General features: G+C 68.2%; 15 protein-coding genes. 7 read left to right on the plus strand and 8 right to left on the minus strand.

All coding sequences use genetic code 11. The features are described 5' to 3' along the window. Positions 1-205 precede the first annotated feature (205 nt). Positions 206-1,330 (plus strand): nitronate monooxygenase family protein, encoded by a 1,125-nt coding sequence (locus tag AB0L97_RS03025; RefSeq protein WP_364424840.1) that lies wholly within the window; start codon positions 206-208, stop codon positions 1,328-1,330. A 381-nt stretch (positions 1,331-1,711) separates the two neighbouring features. Here the strand turns inward: AB0L97_RS03025 and AB0L97_RS03030 are convergent, their stop codons facing one another. After that, positions 1,712-2,488: a GntR family transcriptional regulator gene (locus AB0L97_RS03030; RefSeq protein WP_355071122.1), complete on the minus strand. Its 777-nt coding sequence runs from the start codon at positions 2,486-2,488 to the stop codon at positions 1,712-1,714. A 105-nt stretch (positions 2,489-2,593) separates the two neighbouring features. Between AB0L97_RS03030 and AB0L97_RS03035 the strand changes: the two genes are divergently transcribed. Continuing rightward, positions 2,594-4,084 carry an AarF/ABC1/UbiB kinase family protein gene (locus AB0L97_RS03035; protein ID WP_364424841.1) on the plus strand — a complete coding sequence of 497 codons (1,491 nt, stop codon included), beginning with the start codon at positions 2,594-2,596 and terminating at the stop codon, positions 4,082-4,084. A gap of 119 nt (positions 4,085-4,203) precedes the next feature. Here AB0L97_RS03035 and AB0L97_RS03040 read toward each other — a convergent pair whose 3' ends face one another. Then, the gene (locus tag AB0L97_RS03040) at positions 4,204-4,803 is read right to left on the minus strand and encodes a GDSL-type esterase/lipase family protein (RefSeq protein ID WP_364424842.1); all 600 of its coding nucleotides are present in this window, start codon (positions 4,801-4,803) and stop codon (positions 4,204-4,206) included. Positions 4,804-4,888: 85 nt separating this feature from the next. Here AB0L97_RS03040 and AB0L97_RS03045 point away from each other — a divergent pair, with 85 nt between their 5' ends. Together AB0L97_RS03045 and AB0L97_RS03050 are read left to right on the plus strand one after the other, a co-directional pair. Next, positions 4,889-5,683 carry a 2OG-Fe(II) oxygenase family protein gene (locus AB0L97_RS03045; protein ID WP_364424843.1) on the plus strand — a complete coding sequence of 265 codons (795 nt, stop codon included), beginning with the start codon at positions 4,889-4,891 and terminating at the stop codon, positions 5,681-5,683. Continuing rightward, complete coding sequence (locus AB0L97_RS03050) at positions 5,670-6,434, plus strand: SDR family oxidoreductase (protein ID WP_364424844.1); 765 nt, start codon at positions 5,670-5,672, stop codon at positions 6,432-6,434. The genes AB0L97_RS03045 and AB0L97_RS03050 overlap by 14 nt, the downstream gene beginning before the upstream one ends. A gap of 8 nt (positions 6,435-6,442) precedes the next feature. Here the strand turns inward: AB0L97_RS03050 and AB0L97_RS03055 are convergent, their stop codons facing one another. Next, complete coding sequence (locus AB0L97_RS03055) at positions 6,443-7,312, minus strand: SDR family NAD(P)-dependent oxidoreductase (protein ID WP_355071113.1); 870 nt, start codon at positions 7,310-7,312, stop codon at positions 6,443-6,445. A 21-nt stretch (positions 7,313-7,333) separates the two neighbouring features. After that, on the minus strand, positions 7,334-8,233 hold the full coding sequence (locus AB0L97_RS03060; RefSeq protein ID WP_355071111.1) for a polysaccharide deacetylase family protein: 900 nt from the start codon (positions 8,231-8,233) through the stop codon (positions 7,334-7,336). Between the two features lie 279 nt (positions 8,234-8,512). Between AB0L97_RS03060 and AB0L97_RS03065 the strand changes: the two genes are divergently transcribed. Next, positions 8,513-10,885, plus strand: coding sequence for a lysylphosphatidylglycerol synthase transmembrane domain-containing protein (locus tag AB0L97_RS03065; RefSeq protein ID WP_364424845.1), 2,373 nt, complete (start codon positions 8,513-8,515; stop codon positions 10,883-10,885). On the opposite strand, the gene AB0L97_RS03070 is transcribed toward AB0L97_RS03065, so the two are convergent. Next, positions 10,882-11,580, minus strand: coding sequence for a class I SAM-dependent methyltransferase (locus tag AB0L97_RS03070; RefSeq protein ID WP_364424846.1), 699 nt, complete (start codon positions 11,578-11,580; stop codon positions 10,882-10,884). The two genes, AB0L97_RS03065 and AB0L97_RS03070, sit on opposite strands and share 4 nt — an antisense overlap. Before the next feature lie 98 nt (positions 11,581-11,678). On the opposite strand from AB0L97_RS03070, the gene AB0L97_RS03075 reads away from it, so the two are divergent. Beyond that, positions 11,679-12,251: a TetR/AcrR family transcriptional regulator gene (locus AB0L97_RS03075; RefSeq protein WP_364424847.1), complete on the plus strand. Its 573-nt coding sequence runs from the start codon at positions 11,679-11,681 to the stop codon at positions 12,249-12,251. 46 nt (positions 12,252-12,297) lie between these two features. Here AB0L97_RS03075 and AB0L97_RS03080 read toward each other — a convergent pair whose 3' ends face one another. Both AB0L97_RS03080 and fadD5 read right to left on the minus strand, forming a co-directional pair. Further along, on the minus strand, positions 12,298-12,900 hold the full coding sequence (locus AB0L97_RS03080) for a cysteine hydrolase (protein ID WP_355071104.1): 603 nt from the start codon (positions 12,898-12,900) through the stop codon (positions 12,298-12,300). Between the two features lie 68 nt (positions 12,901-12,968). Further along, positions 12,969-14,540, minus strand: a complete 1,572-nt coding sequence (fadD5, locus tag AB0L97_RS03085) for a fatty-acid--CoA ligase FadD5 (protein ID WP_364424848.1) — start codon at positions 14,538-14,540, stop codon at positions 12,969-12,971. Positions 14,541-14,882: 342 nt separating this feature from the next. Here fadD5 and AB0L97_RS03090 point away from each other — a divergent pair, with 342 nt between their 5' ends. Further along, positions 14,883-15,860 carry a nitronate monooxygenase family protein gene (locus AB0L97_RS03090; protein ID WP_364424849.1) on the plus strand — a complete coding sequence of 326 codons (978 nt, stop codon included), beginning with the start codon at positions 14,883-14,885 and terminating at the stop codon, positions 15,858-15,860. Between the two features lie 6 nt (positions 15,861-15,866). Here AB0L97_RS03090 and AB0L97_RS03095 read toward each other — a convergent pair whose 3' ends face one another. Beyond that, positions 15,867-16,838 carry an MBL fold metallo-hydrolase gene (locus AB0L97_RS03095; protein WP_355071100.1) on the minus strand — a complete coding sequence of 324 codons (972 nt, stop codon included), beginning with the start codon at positions 16,836-16,838 and terminating at the stop codon, positions 15,867-15,869. Positions 16,839-16,897 lie beyond the last annotated feature (59 nt).

Below are 16,897 nucleotides of genomic sequence, written 5' to 3' on the forward strand. Positions count from 1 at the left end.
TCCGCAGAAAACTAGAACGTGTTACTGTCGAGGCATGGTGCGAAGGCCAGTCGAGGATGCCGCAGCCGCTTCATGGCGATATCAGCGGCTCGCGGTGGACTCGACGTGCGGCGACCAGGCCGAACCGAGCGCCACTTATGCAACTCGTTCTAGTACATCTGCGCCGCGCCGTTCGCGGCGGAGCAGTTAGGGAGACCAGCACGCCATGCGTACCGAAATCTGCGAACGGCTCGGGATCGAATTCCCTATCTTCGCCTTCACCCACTGCCGCGACGTGGCGGCCGCGGTCAGCAATGCGGGCGGACTCGGCGTGCTCGGCGCCGTCGGCTTCACCGCCGAGCAGCTCGAGGTCGAGTTGGCTTGGCTGGATGAGCACGTACAGGGCGTGTACGGCGTCGATCTGGTGATTCCCTCCAAGTACGAGGGCAAGGGCATCGATGGACTGAGCCCGGAGGAACTCGAAGCCAAGCTGGCCGAACTGGTCCCGCAGGGGCACCGCGACTTCGCCGAGAAGATCCTCGCCGACCACGGCGTGCCCAAGCTGCCCGAAGGCGAGCACCACAACCAACTGCTCGGCTGGACCGCCACCACAGCGGGCCCGCAGGTGGAGGTGATTCTGCGGCACCCGAAGGCGAAGCTGGTCGCCAACGCCCTCGGCACCCCGCCCGAGGACGTGATCAAGCAGGTGCAGGATTCCGGCCGGTTGATCGGCGCGCTGTGCGGTTCGGTCAAGCACGCGCTCAACCACAAGCGCGCCGGCCTCGACTTCGTGGTCTGCCAGGGCACCGAGGGCGGCGGCCACTGCGGCGAGGTCTCCTCGATGGTGCTGTGGCCACAGGTCATCGATGCCGTCGGCGATCTGCCCGTGCTGGCCGCGGGCGGCATCGGCAACGGCCGCCAGGTGGCCGCCGCGATGGCGATGGGCGCGGCGGGCGCGTGGACCGGCTCGGTGTGGCTCACCGTCGAGGAAGCCAACGTGCCGCCCGCCCAGATGCAGACCTACATCGACGCGACCAGCCACGACACCGTGCGTTCGCGCGCATGGACCGGCAAGCCCGCCCGCATGCTGCGCAACGACTGGACCGAGGCGTGGGAGCGGGCCGATACCCCCGACCCGCTGCCGATGCCGCTGCAGATGATGGTCGCGTTGGAAGGCGTGAAGCGCGGGCACCGTTATCCGGAGGCCGCCAAGGACGTCAACTTCAATCCGGTCGGCCAGATCGTCGGCATGATGAATCGGGTGGAGCGTTCCGCGGATGTGGTCAACCGCCTGATCCAGGAGTACGTCGAGGCGTGCGAGCGCCTCAACAAGCTCAACGGCGGGGCCTGAGTCCGGGCGTCGATTCCGGGACGGCGATGCCGTGCGGCATCCGTCCGGTCGAAAGCCCGGGACGATCGCACCGGCGTAGCGGCGGCCACCCCTACGCCGGTGCGATCTCCGGTTCACGACTTCGGGCCGAACTCGAACCCCGCTGCCCAGAAGCACTCGGTCGCGCCGCTGAGACCCTGTGCCGGAGACGATTTCGTCGTGGTCGGCGCGGTGCGCAGCGGCCCGAATACCCGCGCGAGCCGGCGGCCGATTCATCCCATTCGACCCATTAGCGTCTGGGACAGATACCCTCAGGGAACGCGGTGGCCCGGCTGACTTCGGCGCAACGAGAGGATGGTCGGGGCAAATCGTCCCAGACGCACTGTGCAGCGTACGAAACGACTAGGCGGTGGCGGCCTGGTTCACGCCGGCGCTTTCCTCGATGCCGACCACCAATTCCTCGAAGCGCGCGATCACCTTCTCGTGGTACATGCCGAACAGATCCTCGAACAGCGCCAGCTGAGCCTCGCTCGGCCCCGAGCCGGAATCCCACACCGCGGCCAGCGCTCGCCAGACCAGAACGTGCAGATCCGGCGCGCCCGCGAAATACGCTTCGACCGCCTCCGGCACCTCGAGCACCGTCTCACCGATCGAGTTCAAGATCGCCCGCTGCATGGGGAGACCGAGCGTGGTCAGCAGTCTGCGCACCAGCGCGACCTCGAGCGCCAGCATCTGCCGCAGATCCGGAACCTGCTGACGCGCCAGGGATTCGAGCTCGTCGATGGTGGATTTCAGTTCGGCCGAATCGATCCGCTGTTCGCCACCGGTGTAGGCGAGCAGCGTCTCGAGCACCAGATTGCGCTCGACGTCCACGATGTCGCGGAACATCTCCATCGCGATGTCCGGCATGGGAATCGAGAAGCGGAACAGCTGGCGGTACACGTCCACCCCGCCCGCCTCTCGGACGTCACGGATCGTGAATCCCTTGCCGCGCCGGGCTTCGACGAAACCGTACGACTCCAGCCTGCCCAGCGTCAGCTGCGCGGTCGCGCGGTTCATATCGAATTCCTCGGCGACCTGACGCACCGACGGCATGAGATCCCCCGGCTGATATTCCCCCGCGGCAACCCGGCGCGCCAGCTCGTCGGCAACGTCGGCGACCACCGTCTGGGATCCCATCGAAGTCACCTTTCGACTACTTTCGAACACGTCCCAGACAGTCTAAGCCCTACTGTCGGGTACTGCACCTGTGTCACACTTGTGCCCGCGACTGTGAGGTGAGTCATGACCATCCGGCCCATCGGAGAGCGCCCCGAGCCGGGGGCCGCGGGCAAACGATCCCGGCTCTTCGCGTCGCGTTCCCACGATAAACCGCCTGTTCACGGCGCTGTTCGCGGCGCGAGACTGGCCGCGCTGCCGGTGGCCTTCGCGGGACGGCAGGCCGCGGGCATCGGCAAGCGGGCGCTCGGCAGATCGGCCGAAGAAGTCAATCGGGACATTCAGCTCCGCACCGCGCAGCACATCTTCGAGGTGCTCGGCGAGCTGAAAGGCTGCGCCGCGAAGCTGGGGCAACTGCTGGCCATCTACGAGTTGGCACTGCCGCGGGAGGTGGCCGAGCCGTACCGGATCGCGCTCAGCAGGTTGCAGGACGCCGCGCCCGCGATGCTGCCGCACACCGTCCGCGCTGCCATAGCCGAAAGCATGGGGACGGAATGGCATTCGCACTTCCGCGAGTTCGATGATCGACGCGCCGCCGCGGCCTCGCTAGGGCAGGTGCACCGGGCGATCTGGCACGACGGCAGACCGGTCGCGGTCAAGGTGATGTATCCCGGCGGCAGGCAGGCGGTGGCCCGCGATTTGGACCACCTGCGCCGGATCTCCTATCTCGCCACGGTTTTCCTGCCGGGCGCGGACGTGAAGGCGGTGACCGAAGCGATCTGCGCGTCGGTCGCAGGGGAACTCGACTATGCGGCGGAAGCCGAGCATCAGCGCGCCTTCGCCGCGGCCTACGCGGATGATCCCGACTTCTATGTGCCGAATGTGGTTGCGCAACACGGCGACGTGCTGATCAGCGAATGGATCGATGGCACACCCGTACCGCGCGTCCTCGCCGCGGGCACGCAGGCCGAGCGTGACCGGGTGGGCATGCTCATGGTCCGCTTCGTGACCTCCGGCTGGGCTCGCCACGGCCTGCTGTACGCCGATCCGCATCCGGGCAACTTCCGCGTGCTGCCGGACGGCCGGCTCGGCGTCATGGACTTCGGCGCGTGCAGCCCGTGGCCTCCTGCGGGTTTCGGCGAACTGACGCTCGACTGCTGTAAAGCGATATTCCGAGGCGGGCCAGGAGATCTGGCCGACGCCACGCGCCGACACGGCTTCGTGGCGAACGGACTCGCTCTCGACAGCGACGCGCTCTACGCCGCCATCACTCCCTGCGGTGAACCCTTCCGGCACGAGACCTACCGGCTGACCACCCGCTGGTTGCGGCGACAAGTGTTGCGCACCACCAATCCTCGATTGACCAATGTGGTCCGGCAGCTGACCATGCCCGCCTACTTCACGCCGTTCGCCCGCTCGTTCCTCACGCTCGTTGGCGTGCTCGGTCAGCTGGAGACCGAAGGTCCTTATCGCGACGAGATCGTCCGTTGGGTACCGGAATTGAGCGAAGCGTTCGTCTCGGACGAGGTGCCGAAGGGCGGTTCGCCGACGCTGGATCTGGAGCCCGCGCGGAGACGGCGGGCAGAGGCGGCCGAGCGGGGAATGTCGATCGGGTAATTCCGGTCACTCTGGGGCGCAGGGGATTTCGGTGCAACGCCGGGTCGGTGACGCCGAATTCGAAAAAGTAGGCTGTTCTGTCTGAGACAGATTAGCCTATACAATCCGAAATCGACGTGTCACCGCGACAGCCACGCGCGCCACTGCGGAGCGATGAGCGCGGCCATCTCCTCGTAACCCGCGGCCCCTGGGTGCGCCCCGTCACCCGCGCGCACGTCGGCGGCCCACACCGCGCTGTCGCGCAGTAGCTGGTGCACTCGCACGTACGGCACCTCCGCCGGGGCGCAGACCTGCGCGAATCGCTCGTCCAGTGCGGCGGTGCGGGCATTGTGCTCGTCGTCGGCGATCGGCGGCGGAGCGACCATCAGCACCGGCCAACCTCGCTCGCCCGCCTGCGCGAGCAACTCGCCGAGGTTGGCCACCGATTCCCCGGGCGCGACCCGCGGACCGCCGTTCTCGTGCATGGCGTCGTTCACGCCGAAGGAGAGCACGACCCGCGCGTCCACGCCCTCCGGCAGGCGGGGCGCGCATTCGGCGCGGAAGCGCCGCACGATCTCGGCCGAGGTCTGTCTGCGCACCCCGAGGTTGTAGGCCGTCAGCGGAATCCCTTCCGCATGTGCCGCGGACGCGAGCCTGCCTACCCACCCCCGGAAATCCGGGTCGCCGACACCGGCGACGAACGAATCCCCGACGAAACACACCCGCAGATCCCGGTTCATTCGCGTGATCCTCGCAGGGCCGGTACCGGCCCGCGTGTTCCGGGTACGGGCAATATGATCACGGAGGTTCGACCGGGAGGGAGTAATGGTGACAACCGAGCCGGAGCTCGCGACACCGCCGGTTCCGCAGTGGTTCGCAGAGTTGTTCGCCCACCGACGCTGGATCCGGCGCAGCAGGCCCTTTCCGCACGTGTACGCCCGCGATGTCTTCGTTCCCGAGTTCTATCAGCGGTTGACCGAGCAACTGGAGCGGGTTCGCGGCGAGCGCCCCGACCTGGTCGCCCCGGTCGCCGACGGCTACAGCGCCGACGGAATTCGGCTGGGGGACCTGCGCGACGGCCCGCTCGCGGTGTTCACCTCACGCGAGTGGCACGACCTGGTCGCCCGGCTCGGGGGCGTCGAACCGACCGGCGACGTCGAAGGATCGGTGCACCACCACGGGCCGGGCAGCCCGTTCGGCTGGCCGCACAACGATCTCAACCCGGCCTGGTTCCCCGGCCCGCCGCCAAGTCCCGGCGAAGTACGCCTGCCCGACGCCACCGTGCACACCAAAACTGGGGCACGCGCGCCCGGCGTCGTCGCGCGCGAGACCGTGCGCGGCGTCGCGGTGCTGTTCTATCTGGGCAATCCGGGCTGGCAGCCGGGCGACGGCGGCGAGACCGCGCTGTACGACCACGTCGCCCAGGGAGCCGCGCTGCCGTCGGTGTCCCTCGTCCCGCCGCTGGACAATTCGCTGCTGCTGTTCGAGGTCACCCCGCGCACCTGGCACACGTTCGCGGGCAACAACGTCAACGACCGCAACAGCGTGGTGATGTGGGTGCACCGCACCAAGGCGGACGCCGAACGGCGCTGGGGAGGAGACAAGATTGTCCACTGGTGAACGCCGCGTCTGCCTGCTCACCGGTGCGAGCGGCACGCTGGGCGACGCGTTCTGCCAGGCCTACTACCGCGACTACGACATCGTCGCCGTGTGCCGCACGCGCACACCCGCGGTGCCGTCGCAGCTGGAGTGGTACATCGATCCGCTGGCGCCGGACGCGACCGTGCCCGAGAACGATTCCCGTGTGTTCGTGGTGCGGTCGGATCTGACCGAGCCGGGTGAAGTGGAACGGGTGGTCGATCTGGCGCTGGCCCGGTTCGGCGGAGTCGACCTGCTGGTGAACAACGCGGCGCACGTCCGGCTGCATCCGGGCGGCATCGTCGACGGCGACGCAGCGCTGGACGACTTCGATCCGCACTTCGCGCTGAACGTAGCGGTACCCCTGCGTCTTTCGGCGCGGCTGGCACAACGATGCTGGTTGCACGCGGGACCCGAGAATCGCGCGCGCAACCGCAACATCGTCAATGTCTCGAGCATCTCCGGCTCGGAGGTCTACCCGGCACAGACGCTGTACTCCGCGTCGAAAGCCGCGCTCAACCAGCTGACCCGGAATATCGCCGCCGAGTTCGCCGAGTTCGGGGTGCGCGCGAACGCGATCGCCCCGACCACTTTTCCGGCCCTGGTCCCCACCGAGCAAGTCGCGCGCGCGATCGTCGAGCTGGACGCGGGCGCGGTGTCCGGTGGGGTGTACGGGGTCGGTGTCGAGCCGGAGCGGGCAGCGGGCTCCTCACTCCGGCTCGCAGAACCGTGACCGCCTGACTATTCGGTCGACGTGAGCCCGGTGGCCCGCTCGGACAGCGTCCAGAGCCGTCCCGCGAGATCGGCGTCGACCGCCTGCTTGTTGCGCGGCGGCTCCAGTCGGAAACGATGGAAGTACTGGCCGTTGATCGCCGCACCGTCGGCGGTCGTGGCCAAATGCACCAGCGGCTCGGCGCCCTTGTCCGGCTGGATGAAGAACGGGCGCGCCAGCGGAGACCGGACGAACCAGCCGAAGCCGAGTGGCGCGTTGTCGTAGACATGGGTCGCGACCACACCGGGGTGGAAGGCCGCGGTGGTGATGCCGGTGCCCTCGGTGCGGCGGGCCAGTTCCCTGGTGAACAAGATATTCGCCAGTTTGGACGCGCCGTACGCGCCGAGCTGGTTGAACGAGCCGGTCGGCGCGTTGGCCGTGTCCAAGTCCAGCTTCGCCATCCGGTAGGTCGTGCTCGCGGTGTTCACCACCCGGGCCCGCGAACGGGTCAAACGCTCCAGCAGCAGGTTGGTCAGCAGGAACGGGGACAGGTGATTGACCTGGAAGGTGAGTTCGTTGCCGTCGTCGGTGACCGTCCGCTTGGGCCACGCGCCGCCCGCGTTGTTGGCCAGCACGTCGATCGTCGGGTACCGGTCGAGCAGTTGGTCGGCCAGCTTGCGCACGTCGTCGAGCCGGGCGAAGTCGGCGACGAATGGCTGCGCGCCCGCCTTCGCCGCCACCTCGGCGGTGCGCTCCGGTGATCGGCCGACGACGGCGACGGTGGCGCCGCGAGCCGCGAGCCGCTGCGCCGCTGCCGCGCCGATGCCCGAGCTCGCGCCGGTCACCACCACCGTCTTTCCGGTGAGGTCCTGGTCCTGTGTCTGTTCCTGCGCTGCCATCGCTGCCTCTCGCAGATCGGTTTACCTGACCCGATCGTCATCGGCTCGCGCGGGTTCGGCAAGCACCGACGCGCTCGAGTAGTGGGCGGCGATCTCGTCGCTGGTGGTCAGCCACACTCTCGGGTGGCCCGACACGTATGCGAGTGCTTCGTCCAGGTATTTGATCCGGAAAGCCTGCCCGATCACGAAGGGGTGCAGGGCCAGCGCCATGACCCGCCCGCTGTCGGCCGACTCGGCGTAGAGCTGGTCGAACTGATCGCGGACCATGCGCACGAAATCCGGTCCGCTGGTGGCTTTGCCGAGGAACAGTGTGTTGTCGTTGAGTTCCACCGAGTAAGGGACACTGAGCACGCCGGGTACCGACAGGGGATAGGGCTGGTCGTCGTTGGTCCAGTCGAGGACGTAGCCGAGGCCGAGTTCGGCCAGCAGCGACGGGGTGCGGAAGGACTCGGTGAGCGCGGGCCCCATCCAGCCGCGCGGCCTGCGTCCGGTCGCGCGCTCGATGGTCGCGACCACATCGGCGAGGTAGGCGCCCTCCTCCTCCGCCGGAACGTCCGGCTGGAAGATCGAGTTGTTCTTCCCGTGCGCGAGCCACGCCCAGTCCCGCCGTACACCCGCCGCGATGATCTGCGGATACCGCTCGGCGACATCGGAATTCAGCAACGCGCTGGCCCGGATACCGTGCCGGTCGAGCACCTCGATCACCCGCCAGATGCCCACCCGCGGTCCGTAATCACGCCAGCCGTAGTTCAGCGGATCCGGCGCGAGCCCGGCAGTACCGGGAAAGATGCTCGTGGACGGCCGGTCCACCCGATAGTGCTCGACATTGAGTCCGACATAGAACGCCACCCTGGCACCGCCGGGCCACCGCAACGGCGGACGATCGACGATCGGGCTGTACTCGAAGAGTTCGTTGTCCATGCCCTCATGCTGAAACTTGACACTGATGTGAAGATCAACCTCGAGCGTGAGTGATGTCCGGCACACTGCACAACCGAGCGGAGACAGCGGCGGGGTTCCGCGAGCCGGATCGTCCACACCAGCCGGTATCGTGCAGCGAACGTAACAACAGACTTCGTACGCACATGGGTAACTCACCGGGTACGCCCAGAAAAGGGGAGCGGCACTCGACGCAGGACCTGAACGCGGGTCTCGCGGCTCCAACCAGTACGGCCTGAATACCCGGAGAGGCGGGCGAGCATGCGAGTGGACGGGCGGGAGATCCCGGTCACGGGGAGCCTGCTACAGCCGCTGATCCGGCGCACGAGTGACATCATCCGGGTCGTCCTCGCAACACTGTGGGTGGCGGTCGTGATCGCGGCCTCACTGATCACCCGCCCGGAATGGCTGGCCCTGGAACGCTCGGTCTCCAACATCGTCGGTTTCCTCAACCCGGACCAGTCGAACCTGGTGTACCTGGTCTACGGCATGGCGATTCTCGCGCTGCCGTTCGCGATCCTGATCGAGCTGATCATCGGCAGGCAGTGGAAGCTGCTCGCCGGCTATGCCGCTGCCGGGGTGGTAGCGGGATTGCTGTTGTCCATCACCGGCACCGGCCTCTCCGCGCCGAAATGGCATCTGCAGGTGCCGGACCGGTTGGACACCTTCCTGTCCCAGTTCCTCGACGATCCGCGCTGGATCGCGATGATCGCCGCCATGCTCACCGTCGCCAGTCCGTGGCTGCCCACCCGCCCGCGGCGCTGGTTGTGGTTCCTGCTGCTGGCGTTCGCGCCGATCCACCTCGCGGTCAGCACCGTGGTGCCCGCCCGGGCGATGTTCGGGCTCGCGGTCGGCTGGCTGGTCGGCGCGGTGATCGTGCTCGTGGTGGGCACGCCCGCGTTGGAGGTTCCGCTCGACGCGGCCGTGCGGGTGCTCGCCAATCGTGGTCACACGGTCACCGGGTTCACCGTGGTGCATCCGGCGGGCCGCGGTCCGTTGGTGCTCGCCGCCGCCATCGAAGGGCCGGAACGCGAGCTGCTCGTCGAGATGTTCGGCAAGAACCAGCGCAGTTTCGGCGCGCTGCGCCAGCTGTGGCGCTGGCTGACCTTCCGCTCCAGCGAAACCGCGGCCATCCACGGTTCCATGCACCGTGCGGTCGAGCATCGCGCGCTCATGGCGATCGCCGTCGCCGACCTGGGGCTCGGCAGCGGCACCCCCGTCGCGGTCGCCGCGCTGTCGCGTGGCTGGATGTTGTACGCGCACACGCAGCCGTGCGGCACGGCGATCACCGAACAGTCCGCCGAAGTGCTGCCCGGAGTGTGGCGAGCGCTGGACACTCTGCAACAGAAGCAGATCTCACACGGCGACCTGCGGCCGGTCGACATCCGTGTGGCCGACGGCGTCACACTGTTCGGCGGCTTCGGCAACGCCGAATACGGAGCGTCGGACGCGCAACTGCAATCCGACATCGCCCAGTTGCTGGTGACGACCACCGCGACGTTCGGCAAGGAGCCCGCCGTGCGCGCGGCGATCGAAACCCTGGGTGAGGCGCGGGTACTCGCCGCGGCGGGCCGGTTGACCAAGTCGGCCATACCGACCGGCATCCGCAAAGCGGTCCCGGAATGGAAGACCGCGCTGTCCGACGCCCGCGACGAGGTGCGCAAACAGACCGGTCAGGACCGGATCGAAGCCGAGCAGATCACCCGGTTCTCCCGCAACCAGATCATCCAGTTGGTCCTGCTGATCGGGCTGGTGTACGTCGCCTACCCGTTCATCAGCGCCGTGCCGACCTTCTTCACCCAGCTGCGCACGGCGAACTGGTGGTGGGCGCTGCTCGGGCTGCTCGTCTCCGCCCTGACCTACGTCGGCGCGGCGGCGGCGCTGTGGGCCTGTGCGTTCGGCGCGGTGAACATCCGGAATCTGCTCATCATGCAGGTCGCCAATACTTTCGCCGCGACCACCACTCCCGCAGGCGTCGGCGGACTCGCGTTGAGCGTGCGGTTTCTGCAGAAGTCAGGTATCGGCACGGTGCGCGCCACCGCCGCGGTCGCGCTGCAACAGGCGGTGCAGGTGATCACGCATGTCGGTCTGCTGCTCGCGTTCAGCATCCTGGCGGGCACCTCGACGGACCTGTCGCATTTCGTCCCGCACGCCACGGTGCTGTATCTGCTCGCCGGCGTGGGCGTCGGGATCGTCGGCGCGTTCATGTTCGTGCCGAAACTGCGCCGCTGGCTGAACGACGCGGTGCGGCCGCAGTTGCAGGAGGTCATCGGCGAACTCGCCGACCTGGCCCGCGATCCCAAACGTTCCGCGGTGATCATCGGCGGATGCGCGGCGCTCACCGTCGGTATGGCGGGCGCGCTGTGGGCCAGCGTGCAGGCGTTCGGCGGCGGCACCACCTTCATCACCGTCACGATCGTCACCATGATCGGCGGCACGCTGGCCGCGGCCGCGCCGACCCCGGGCGGTGTCGGCGCGGTCGAGGCGGCGCTGATCGGTGGTCTGGCCGCCTTCGGCCTGCCCGCGAACATCGCGGTGCCCTCGGTGCTGCTCTACCGCGTACTCACCTGCTGGCTTCCGGTGTTCTGCGGCTGGGGCGCCATGCGCTGGCTGGCGAAGAAGGACCTGATCTAAGCGGCGGTCTCGCCTGGTTTATTCGCCAGCAGCACGGCGGTCGCGGGGCGGACGACGACGAATTCGACACTTTCGAAACCGTTCGCGCGCAGGTCGTCTCGATACCGGCGGATATCGATGCCCGCCAGTGGATCACCGTGGTCGTGATCGGCATCGTGGGTGCGGTGCGCCGCGAATCTCGCCATGACGCGCACCACGGTGGAGAGCAACGGATCGGTCGGCAGCGTGTCGGCGAGCAGCAGCCGGCCGCCCGGGCGCAATACCCGGAACATCTGCGCGATGGCGTCGGCACGGTGCGACGCGGGGATGTGATGCATCGCGAAGGTCGAGGTCACGAGATCGGCGGACGCGTCGGGCAGCGGAAGATCCTGTGCCGTCCCGACTTCGAACCGGCAATTGGCCAGGTCATGTGAGCGCGCGGTCGCGTAGTCGATCATCTGCGGCGACGGATCGACGCCGGTGACCCGGCCGACGCGGCGAGCGAGCACGCGAGCGAGGTCGCCCGGACCGCAACCGACATCGACGACCTCGGCGCCGGCGGCGGGACGAGCCAACTCGGCGAGCCGGGCGTTCAGGCGGTTCGCCCGGCCGAGTAGAAGCGCGGCTTTGAGGGCACGGTAGCGGCGCGGTTGGGTGAGCAGCACGCCGACGTCGGGGTGGCTATCGGTGGCAGACTGGTGTTCGTTTCCGGACATGAGTTCAGGATCTGCCGATATGGCCGTGCCGACCAGGATCAATGCCACGGAAACCGTCCGTAATCGGACGCGTACGAGACATTTGTCCGGGAGGCACCGTGCAGGAAGAACAGGACAGCGCCGATCGCCGGGTCCGGCGCACCAGGGCCTCGCTGCACCGAGCGCTGATCGAACTCATGGTCGAAGGCGCCTACGACCGGATCACCGTGCGCGACATCCTCGAGCGCGCGGACGTCGGGCGGTCGACGTTCTACACCCACTACCGGGACAAAGACGATCTGCTGCTGCGCAGCAGCACCGACTACCTGCGCGCGGCCATGACCGCGGCGGAGACCGACGCGGACGCTCCCGAACCGCTCGCGCCGGTGCGCACGCTGTTCGAGCTGGCCGCCGGTCACCCGGAGATCTACCGGGCGCTGCTCGGCCGCAAGAGCGGCACGGTGCTATTGCGCACCACGCGGGTGATGGTCGCGCAGATCCTCGCCGAGCGGCTGCGCGACCGGCTGACGATGCCGGAAGACGAGTTCGCGACCACCGTGACGTTCCTGTCCTGGGGTGTCGTCGGCCTGCTCGGCGCGATCGCGGAAGGACACCCACCGCTCTCGGCCGAGGAGGCGTACCAGCAGGTGGTCCGCCTCATCGGTCCAGGGTTGGCCGGACGGAGTGGGTGACCGGCCTTCCGCGTGGGCCGAGAAGCCATTTCCTCCGCGGCGATGCTCAGCCGCTGATCAGTTCCAGCGCATCCGCGGCGCGCACACTGCCCGCTGTGACGAGTTCGAGGTTGGCCAAAGCGGCTTCGTGCGCTTCCGGGGTGGCGGCGGCCACGCAGTCGGCTACCGGGTGCACGGTGAAGCCGAGATCGGTGCCGTGCCGTGCGGTCTGCTCGACGGTCAGGTTGGTGGCGACGCCAGTGACGAAGAGCGTCTCGATCCCTTGATCGGCCAACCATTCCGGCAGTTTGCTGCCCGCCAGGCCGGAGAGTTTCTGGTTGTCGAAGACTTCCGTCGGCTGCGCCGCCATCTCCGGAATTATCGCGGCACCCGGTGATTCCGGCCGGAACTCGGTCTGCGCCGCGCCGACCGAGCGCATGAATCCGGTGTTGCGCACCAGTTCTCCTTCGCCGATCGGAATGGTGAACCGGGTGAAGACCACCGGCAGCCGCGCCGCGAGCGCCGCGGCGTGGAAGTCCGTGGCCCGCGCCACGACGCCAGAAGCCGCCACGGGCGCGGCCAGCATGGGACCGAAGAACCCCTCCGGCCGAATGACATTCACCTGCCAGTGCAGCGCCAGCACGGCGGCGCGGATGCGTCGGATCGCCATGTGACGACCTTACGCATCCGCGCCCGCGTGCATTGTCCGATTCACGTGAAACCGAACGCACCGCACGCTCAAGACGAATAGTCCTTGCGCAACTGGACTTTGACCACCTTGCCGCTCGCATTGCGCGGCAGCTCGGCAAGCAGCACCAGTTCCTTGGGGTGCTTGTAGCGCGCGAGGTTCTCGTTGAGGAACGGCTCCAACTCGGCCAAGGTCAGCTCATCGTCCGGGTTGTGCAGGGCGACCACCGCGACCGGCACCTCACCCCACTTCTCGTGCGTGCGGCCCACCACCGCGGCCTCCCGGATCTTCGGGTGGGCGAACAGGACGTTCTCCACCTCGGCGCAGTAGATGTTCTCGCCACCGGAGATGATCATGTCCTTCTTGCGGTCCACCACGTAGACGAAGCCCTCTTCGTCCTGGCGGACCAGGTCGCCGGAGTGGAACCAGCCGCCCGCGAAGGCCTCGGCGGTGGCTTCCGGCTTGTTCCAGTAGCCCCGCATGAGCGTGGGACCGCGATAGACGATCTCGCCCACTTCGCCGGGCGCGACGTCGTTCATCTCGTCGTCGACGATGCGCGCCTGGATGGTGGGGATCACCTTGCCGACCGAGCCGAGCTTGCGGATGGCGTCCTTGCCCTCCAGCACGCAGGTGATCGGCGACATCTCCGTCTGGCCGAACACCGCGACGTTGAACGAGTTCGGGAAGCACTCGGCCATCGCGCGCAGCACGGTGTCGGAGGCGGGCGCGGCGCCCCAGCTGAGCACCTCGAGCGCGAGCTTGCGATCCTTCACCGTCGGATGGTCGCAGACCAGCTGCCACTGCGCGGGCACGCAGAACGCGGAGGTGGCCTGCTCGCGCTCCAGCGCGTCCAGGAACTCACCGGCGTCGAAGGCGCCGAGCGGATGCAGCACCGTCTTCGAGCCCAGCAGGAAGGCGGGCGCGAGGCTACCGAGACCGGCGATGTGGAACAGCGGCGAGGTGCACAGCCCGATCGAGTCGGGTTCCAGCGCCAGCGCTCGGATGCAGGTCAGCGCCTGCGCGTTCATATTCGCGTGGGTCAGCACCGCGCCCTTCGGGCTGCCGGTGGTGCCCGAGGTGTACATGATGAGGCTGGGGGTGTCCTCGGGGATGTCCAGCGGGGTGTGCGACTCACCCGATTCGGCGATCAGGTCGTCGTAGCCGATCACGCCGTCCTCGGACGCGCCGCCGATCACCACGAGGGTCTCCAGGGCGAGCGCCTGCGCTCGCACGGCGGCGGCCAGCGGCCGCAGCACGGTATCGGTGACGACCGCCTTGGCCCCGCTGTCGCCGACGATATAGGCGACCTCCGGCGGCGTGAGCCGGAAGTTGACCGGGACCGCGATCGCGCCCAGCGCGTTGATGCCGAACACGGCCTCGAGGTATTCCGGGTAATTCAGCGCCAGGATCAGCACCCGGTCGCCGAACCCGACGCCCCGGCGCGCCAGTCCGTCGGCGAACTTCAGCGACCGCTCGTGCAACTGCCGCCAGGTCGTGTCCACGCCACGGAACCGGATCGCGACCGCGTCCGGGCGCATCTGCGCGTGCACGGCGATCTGGTTGTTCCAGTGATTACGCCGCGACCTGATCGGCTCGTCGAGCGCTGCTGCCCCGGTGGTCATTGCCACGAACTCCTCTCGGACCGTCATCGGCCCGCCGGGTGGTCCGACGGCGGCGACGGGCTGAATCGCGTGCAGAATATCAACTAACTTAAACGCCCGGCAAGAGATTGCGGAATGAATCCGGGTTAATCAGCCCGGAGCTGGTACCCGGTTCGGCTTGAACTCTTCTAGCAGGCCATTTGACCTCCCACCGAACGGTTGCGAAGCGGAAACGGCAGCGATGAAGATCGTCAAATATGCGAACCTCGGCTCACTTGTGAGTTGAAGACGGGCCGATTCTCGTGTCACCATCGACCCGAACGGGCGAACCGGCACGCCCGCGCGAGACATAGGAGAAGCGCAATGCTGCGGACCAGGTTCACCGAGAAGTTCGGGGTGGAACACCCGATCGTGCAGGGCGGCATGATGTGGGTCGGGCGGGCCGAACTCGTCGCGGCCGTCGCCAACGCGGGCGGGCTCGGCTTCATCACGGCGCTGACCCAGCCGACCCCGGACGACCTGCTCCGCGAGATCGAGCGCACCAGAGAACTCACCGACAAGCCGTTCGGCGTGAACGTCACCATCCTGCCGTCGATCAATCCGCCGCCGTACGCGGAATACGTGCGGGCGATCATCGACAGCGGCGTCGGGATCGTCGAAACGGCAGGCAGCAACCCCGAACCGTTCCTGCCGTACTACAAGGACGCGGGTATCAAGGTGCTGCACAAGTGCACCAGCGTGCGGCACGCGCTGAAGGCCGAGCGGATCGGCGTGGACGGAGTGAGCATCGATGGCTTCGAATGCGCGGGCCACCCCGGTGAGGACGACGTCCCCGGCCTGGTGCTCATCCCGGCCGCCGCACGGGAGCTGAGCATCCCGATGATCGCCTCCGGCGGCATCGCCGACGCCCGCGGCCTGGTCGCCGCGCTCGCCCTCGGCGCGGACGGCGTCAACATGGGCACCCGGTTCCTGTGCACGCAGGAGTCCTCGATCGATCAGAAGGTCAAGGAGAAGATCGTCGCGAACTCCGAGCGCGACACCCAGCTCATCTTCCGCACCATGCGCAACACGGCGCGGGTGGCGGACAACGAGATCAGCCGCAAGGTCGTCGAGATCGAGAAGTCCGGCGGCACCTTCGACGACGTGCGGGACCTGGTGGCGGGTGCGCGCGGCCGCCGGGTGTTCGAGGAGGGCGACCTGGACGCGGGCATCTGGTCGGTCGGCCTGTGCCAGGGCCTGATCCACGACATCCCGACCTGCGCCGAGCTGATCGGCCGGATGGTCACCGAGGCCGAGGAGCTGATCACGGCCCGTCTGGCCGAAACCGTGGTGGTCGGCTGACCGCGTTTACTTGGCCGCGCGGGCGGTGACGGCCGCGTAGTCGTGGCTCGCGACGAGTTCGATGCCGTCGGGCAGCGCGTGCAGGCGATGGATCGTGGTGAAGGCGGCGTCCCGGTCGGCGTCGAACAGCTTGCCCGGCATGGGCGCCTTCTCCCGCAGCAGATCGACCTGCAACTTGCTCCAGACGGCGTCGCCGGCGAACAGCACGCGGCTGCCGTCGTCCACCGCGAGCAATACGCCGATGCTGCCCGGCGTGTGGCCCGCGAGATCGACCAGCAGCACGGAGCCGTCGCCGAACAGGTCCTTGCTGCGCGGGAAGGTCAGCACGGGCGGTCCGTCCAGCTCGAAGCGGTCGAAACTGCGCCCACGCAGCGGTCCGCGCGCCACACCGGCCGGTGCGTGCGGGCCGCCCATCGCCCAGTCGTACTCGACTCCGGGCAATCGGATCTCGACCGAGGCGGGCAGCTCCAGCAGGCCGGAGACGTGATCCCAGTGCAGATGGGTCGGCACCACGAAATCGATGTCCTCGCCCGCGACATCGTGCGCGGCGAGCGCGTCGGACAGCCCGAGCACCGGCTTGTCCGGCGCGACGAGCAGCGGCACCGGGAACGGCAATTCGGGCAGCACGCGCTCGTGCACGCCCGCACACAGGGCCGGGTCGACCAGGAACCGCGCCTTCGGATGCTCGACCAGGAACGCCGCCATCGACAGCCGCATCTCCCGCAGGCTGCGCACGCCCTCGGCCACGATCGTGGTCGGCGCCGACATGGTGGCCTGGGTGAGCACGGTCAGCCGGACCGTGGCGCTCGCGGCGGGCGGCGGCAGCGCTTCGAGGTTCGCCAGCAGGGCGGTGTCGGGGCGGCGCGGCCGCAACAACCGGCCCGGCGTGGCCGCCAGGGCGGCGCAGCAGCGCAGCAGGGTGGGCAGAGTCGGCGTGCGCTCGGCACGGGTGGCGGCACCGCTGTCCGGTTCGGTCACGGTGCCACGGTATGTGATCACGCCGGTTCGCGAAAGAGCCGGGCAGGCAGCGGATATGC

Source organism: Nocardia sp. NPDC051911 (genome assembly GCF_040681035.1).
GTDB lineage: Bacteria > Actinomycetota > Actinomycetes > Mycobacteriales > Mycobacteriaceae > Nocardia > Nocardia sichangensis.

Bases quoted from the DNA above. Each gene is read 5' to 3' on its own strand.
- AB0L97_RS03065 (WP_364424845.1), top strand. From the start codon at position 8,513: ATGCGAGTGGACGGGCGGGAGATCCCGGTCACGGGGAGCCTGCTACAG.
- AB0L97_RS03080 (WP_355071104.1), bottom strand. From the start codon at position 12,900: ATGGCGATCCGACGCATCCGCGCCGCCGTGCTGGCGCTGCACTGGCAG.
- AB0L97_RS03055 (WP_355071113.1), bottom strand. From the start codon at position 7,312: ATGGCAGCGCAGGAACAGACACAGGACCAGGACCTCACCGGAAAGACG.
- AB0L97_RS03025 (WP_364424840.1), top strand. From the start codon at position 206: ATGCGTACCGAAATCTGCGAACGGCTCGGGATCGAATTCCCTATCTTC.
- AB0L97_RS03090 (WP_364424849.1), top strand. From the start codon at position 14,883: ATGCTGCGGACCAGGTTCACCGAGAAGTTCGGGGTGGAACACCCGATC.
- AB0L97_RS03040 (WP_364424842.1), bottom strand. From the start codon at position 4,803: ATGAACCGGGATCTGCGGGTGTGTTTCGTCGGGGATTCGTTCGTCGCC.
- AB0L97_RS03070 (WP_364424846.1), bottom strand. From the start codon at position 11,580: ATGTCCGGAAACGAACACCAGTCTGCCACCGATAGCCACCCCGACGTC.
- AB0L97_RS03060 (WP_355071111.1), bottom strand. From the start codon at position 8,233: ATGGACAACGAACTCTTCGAGTACAGCCCGATCGTCGATCGTCCGCCG.
- AB0L97_RS03045 (WP_364424843.1), top strand. From the start codon at position 4,889: ATGGTGACAACCGAGCCGGAGCTCGCGACACCGCCGGTTCCGCAGTGG.
- AB0L97_RS03035 (WP_364424841.1), top strand. From the start codon at position 2,594: ATGACCATCCGGCCCATCGGAGAGCGCCCCGAGCCGGGGGCCGCGGGC.
- AB0L97_RS03030 (WP_355071122.1), bottom strand. From the start codon at position 2,488: ATGGGATCCCAGACGGTGGTCGCCGACGTTGCCGACGAGCTGGCGCGC.
- fadD5 (WP_364424848.1), bottom strand. From the start codon at position 14,540: ATGACCACCGGGGCAGCAGCGCTCGACGAGCCGATCAGGTCGCGGCGT.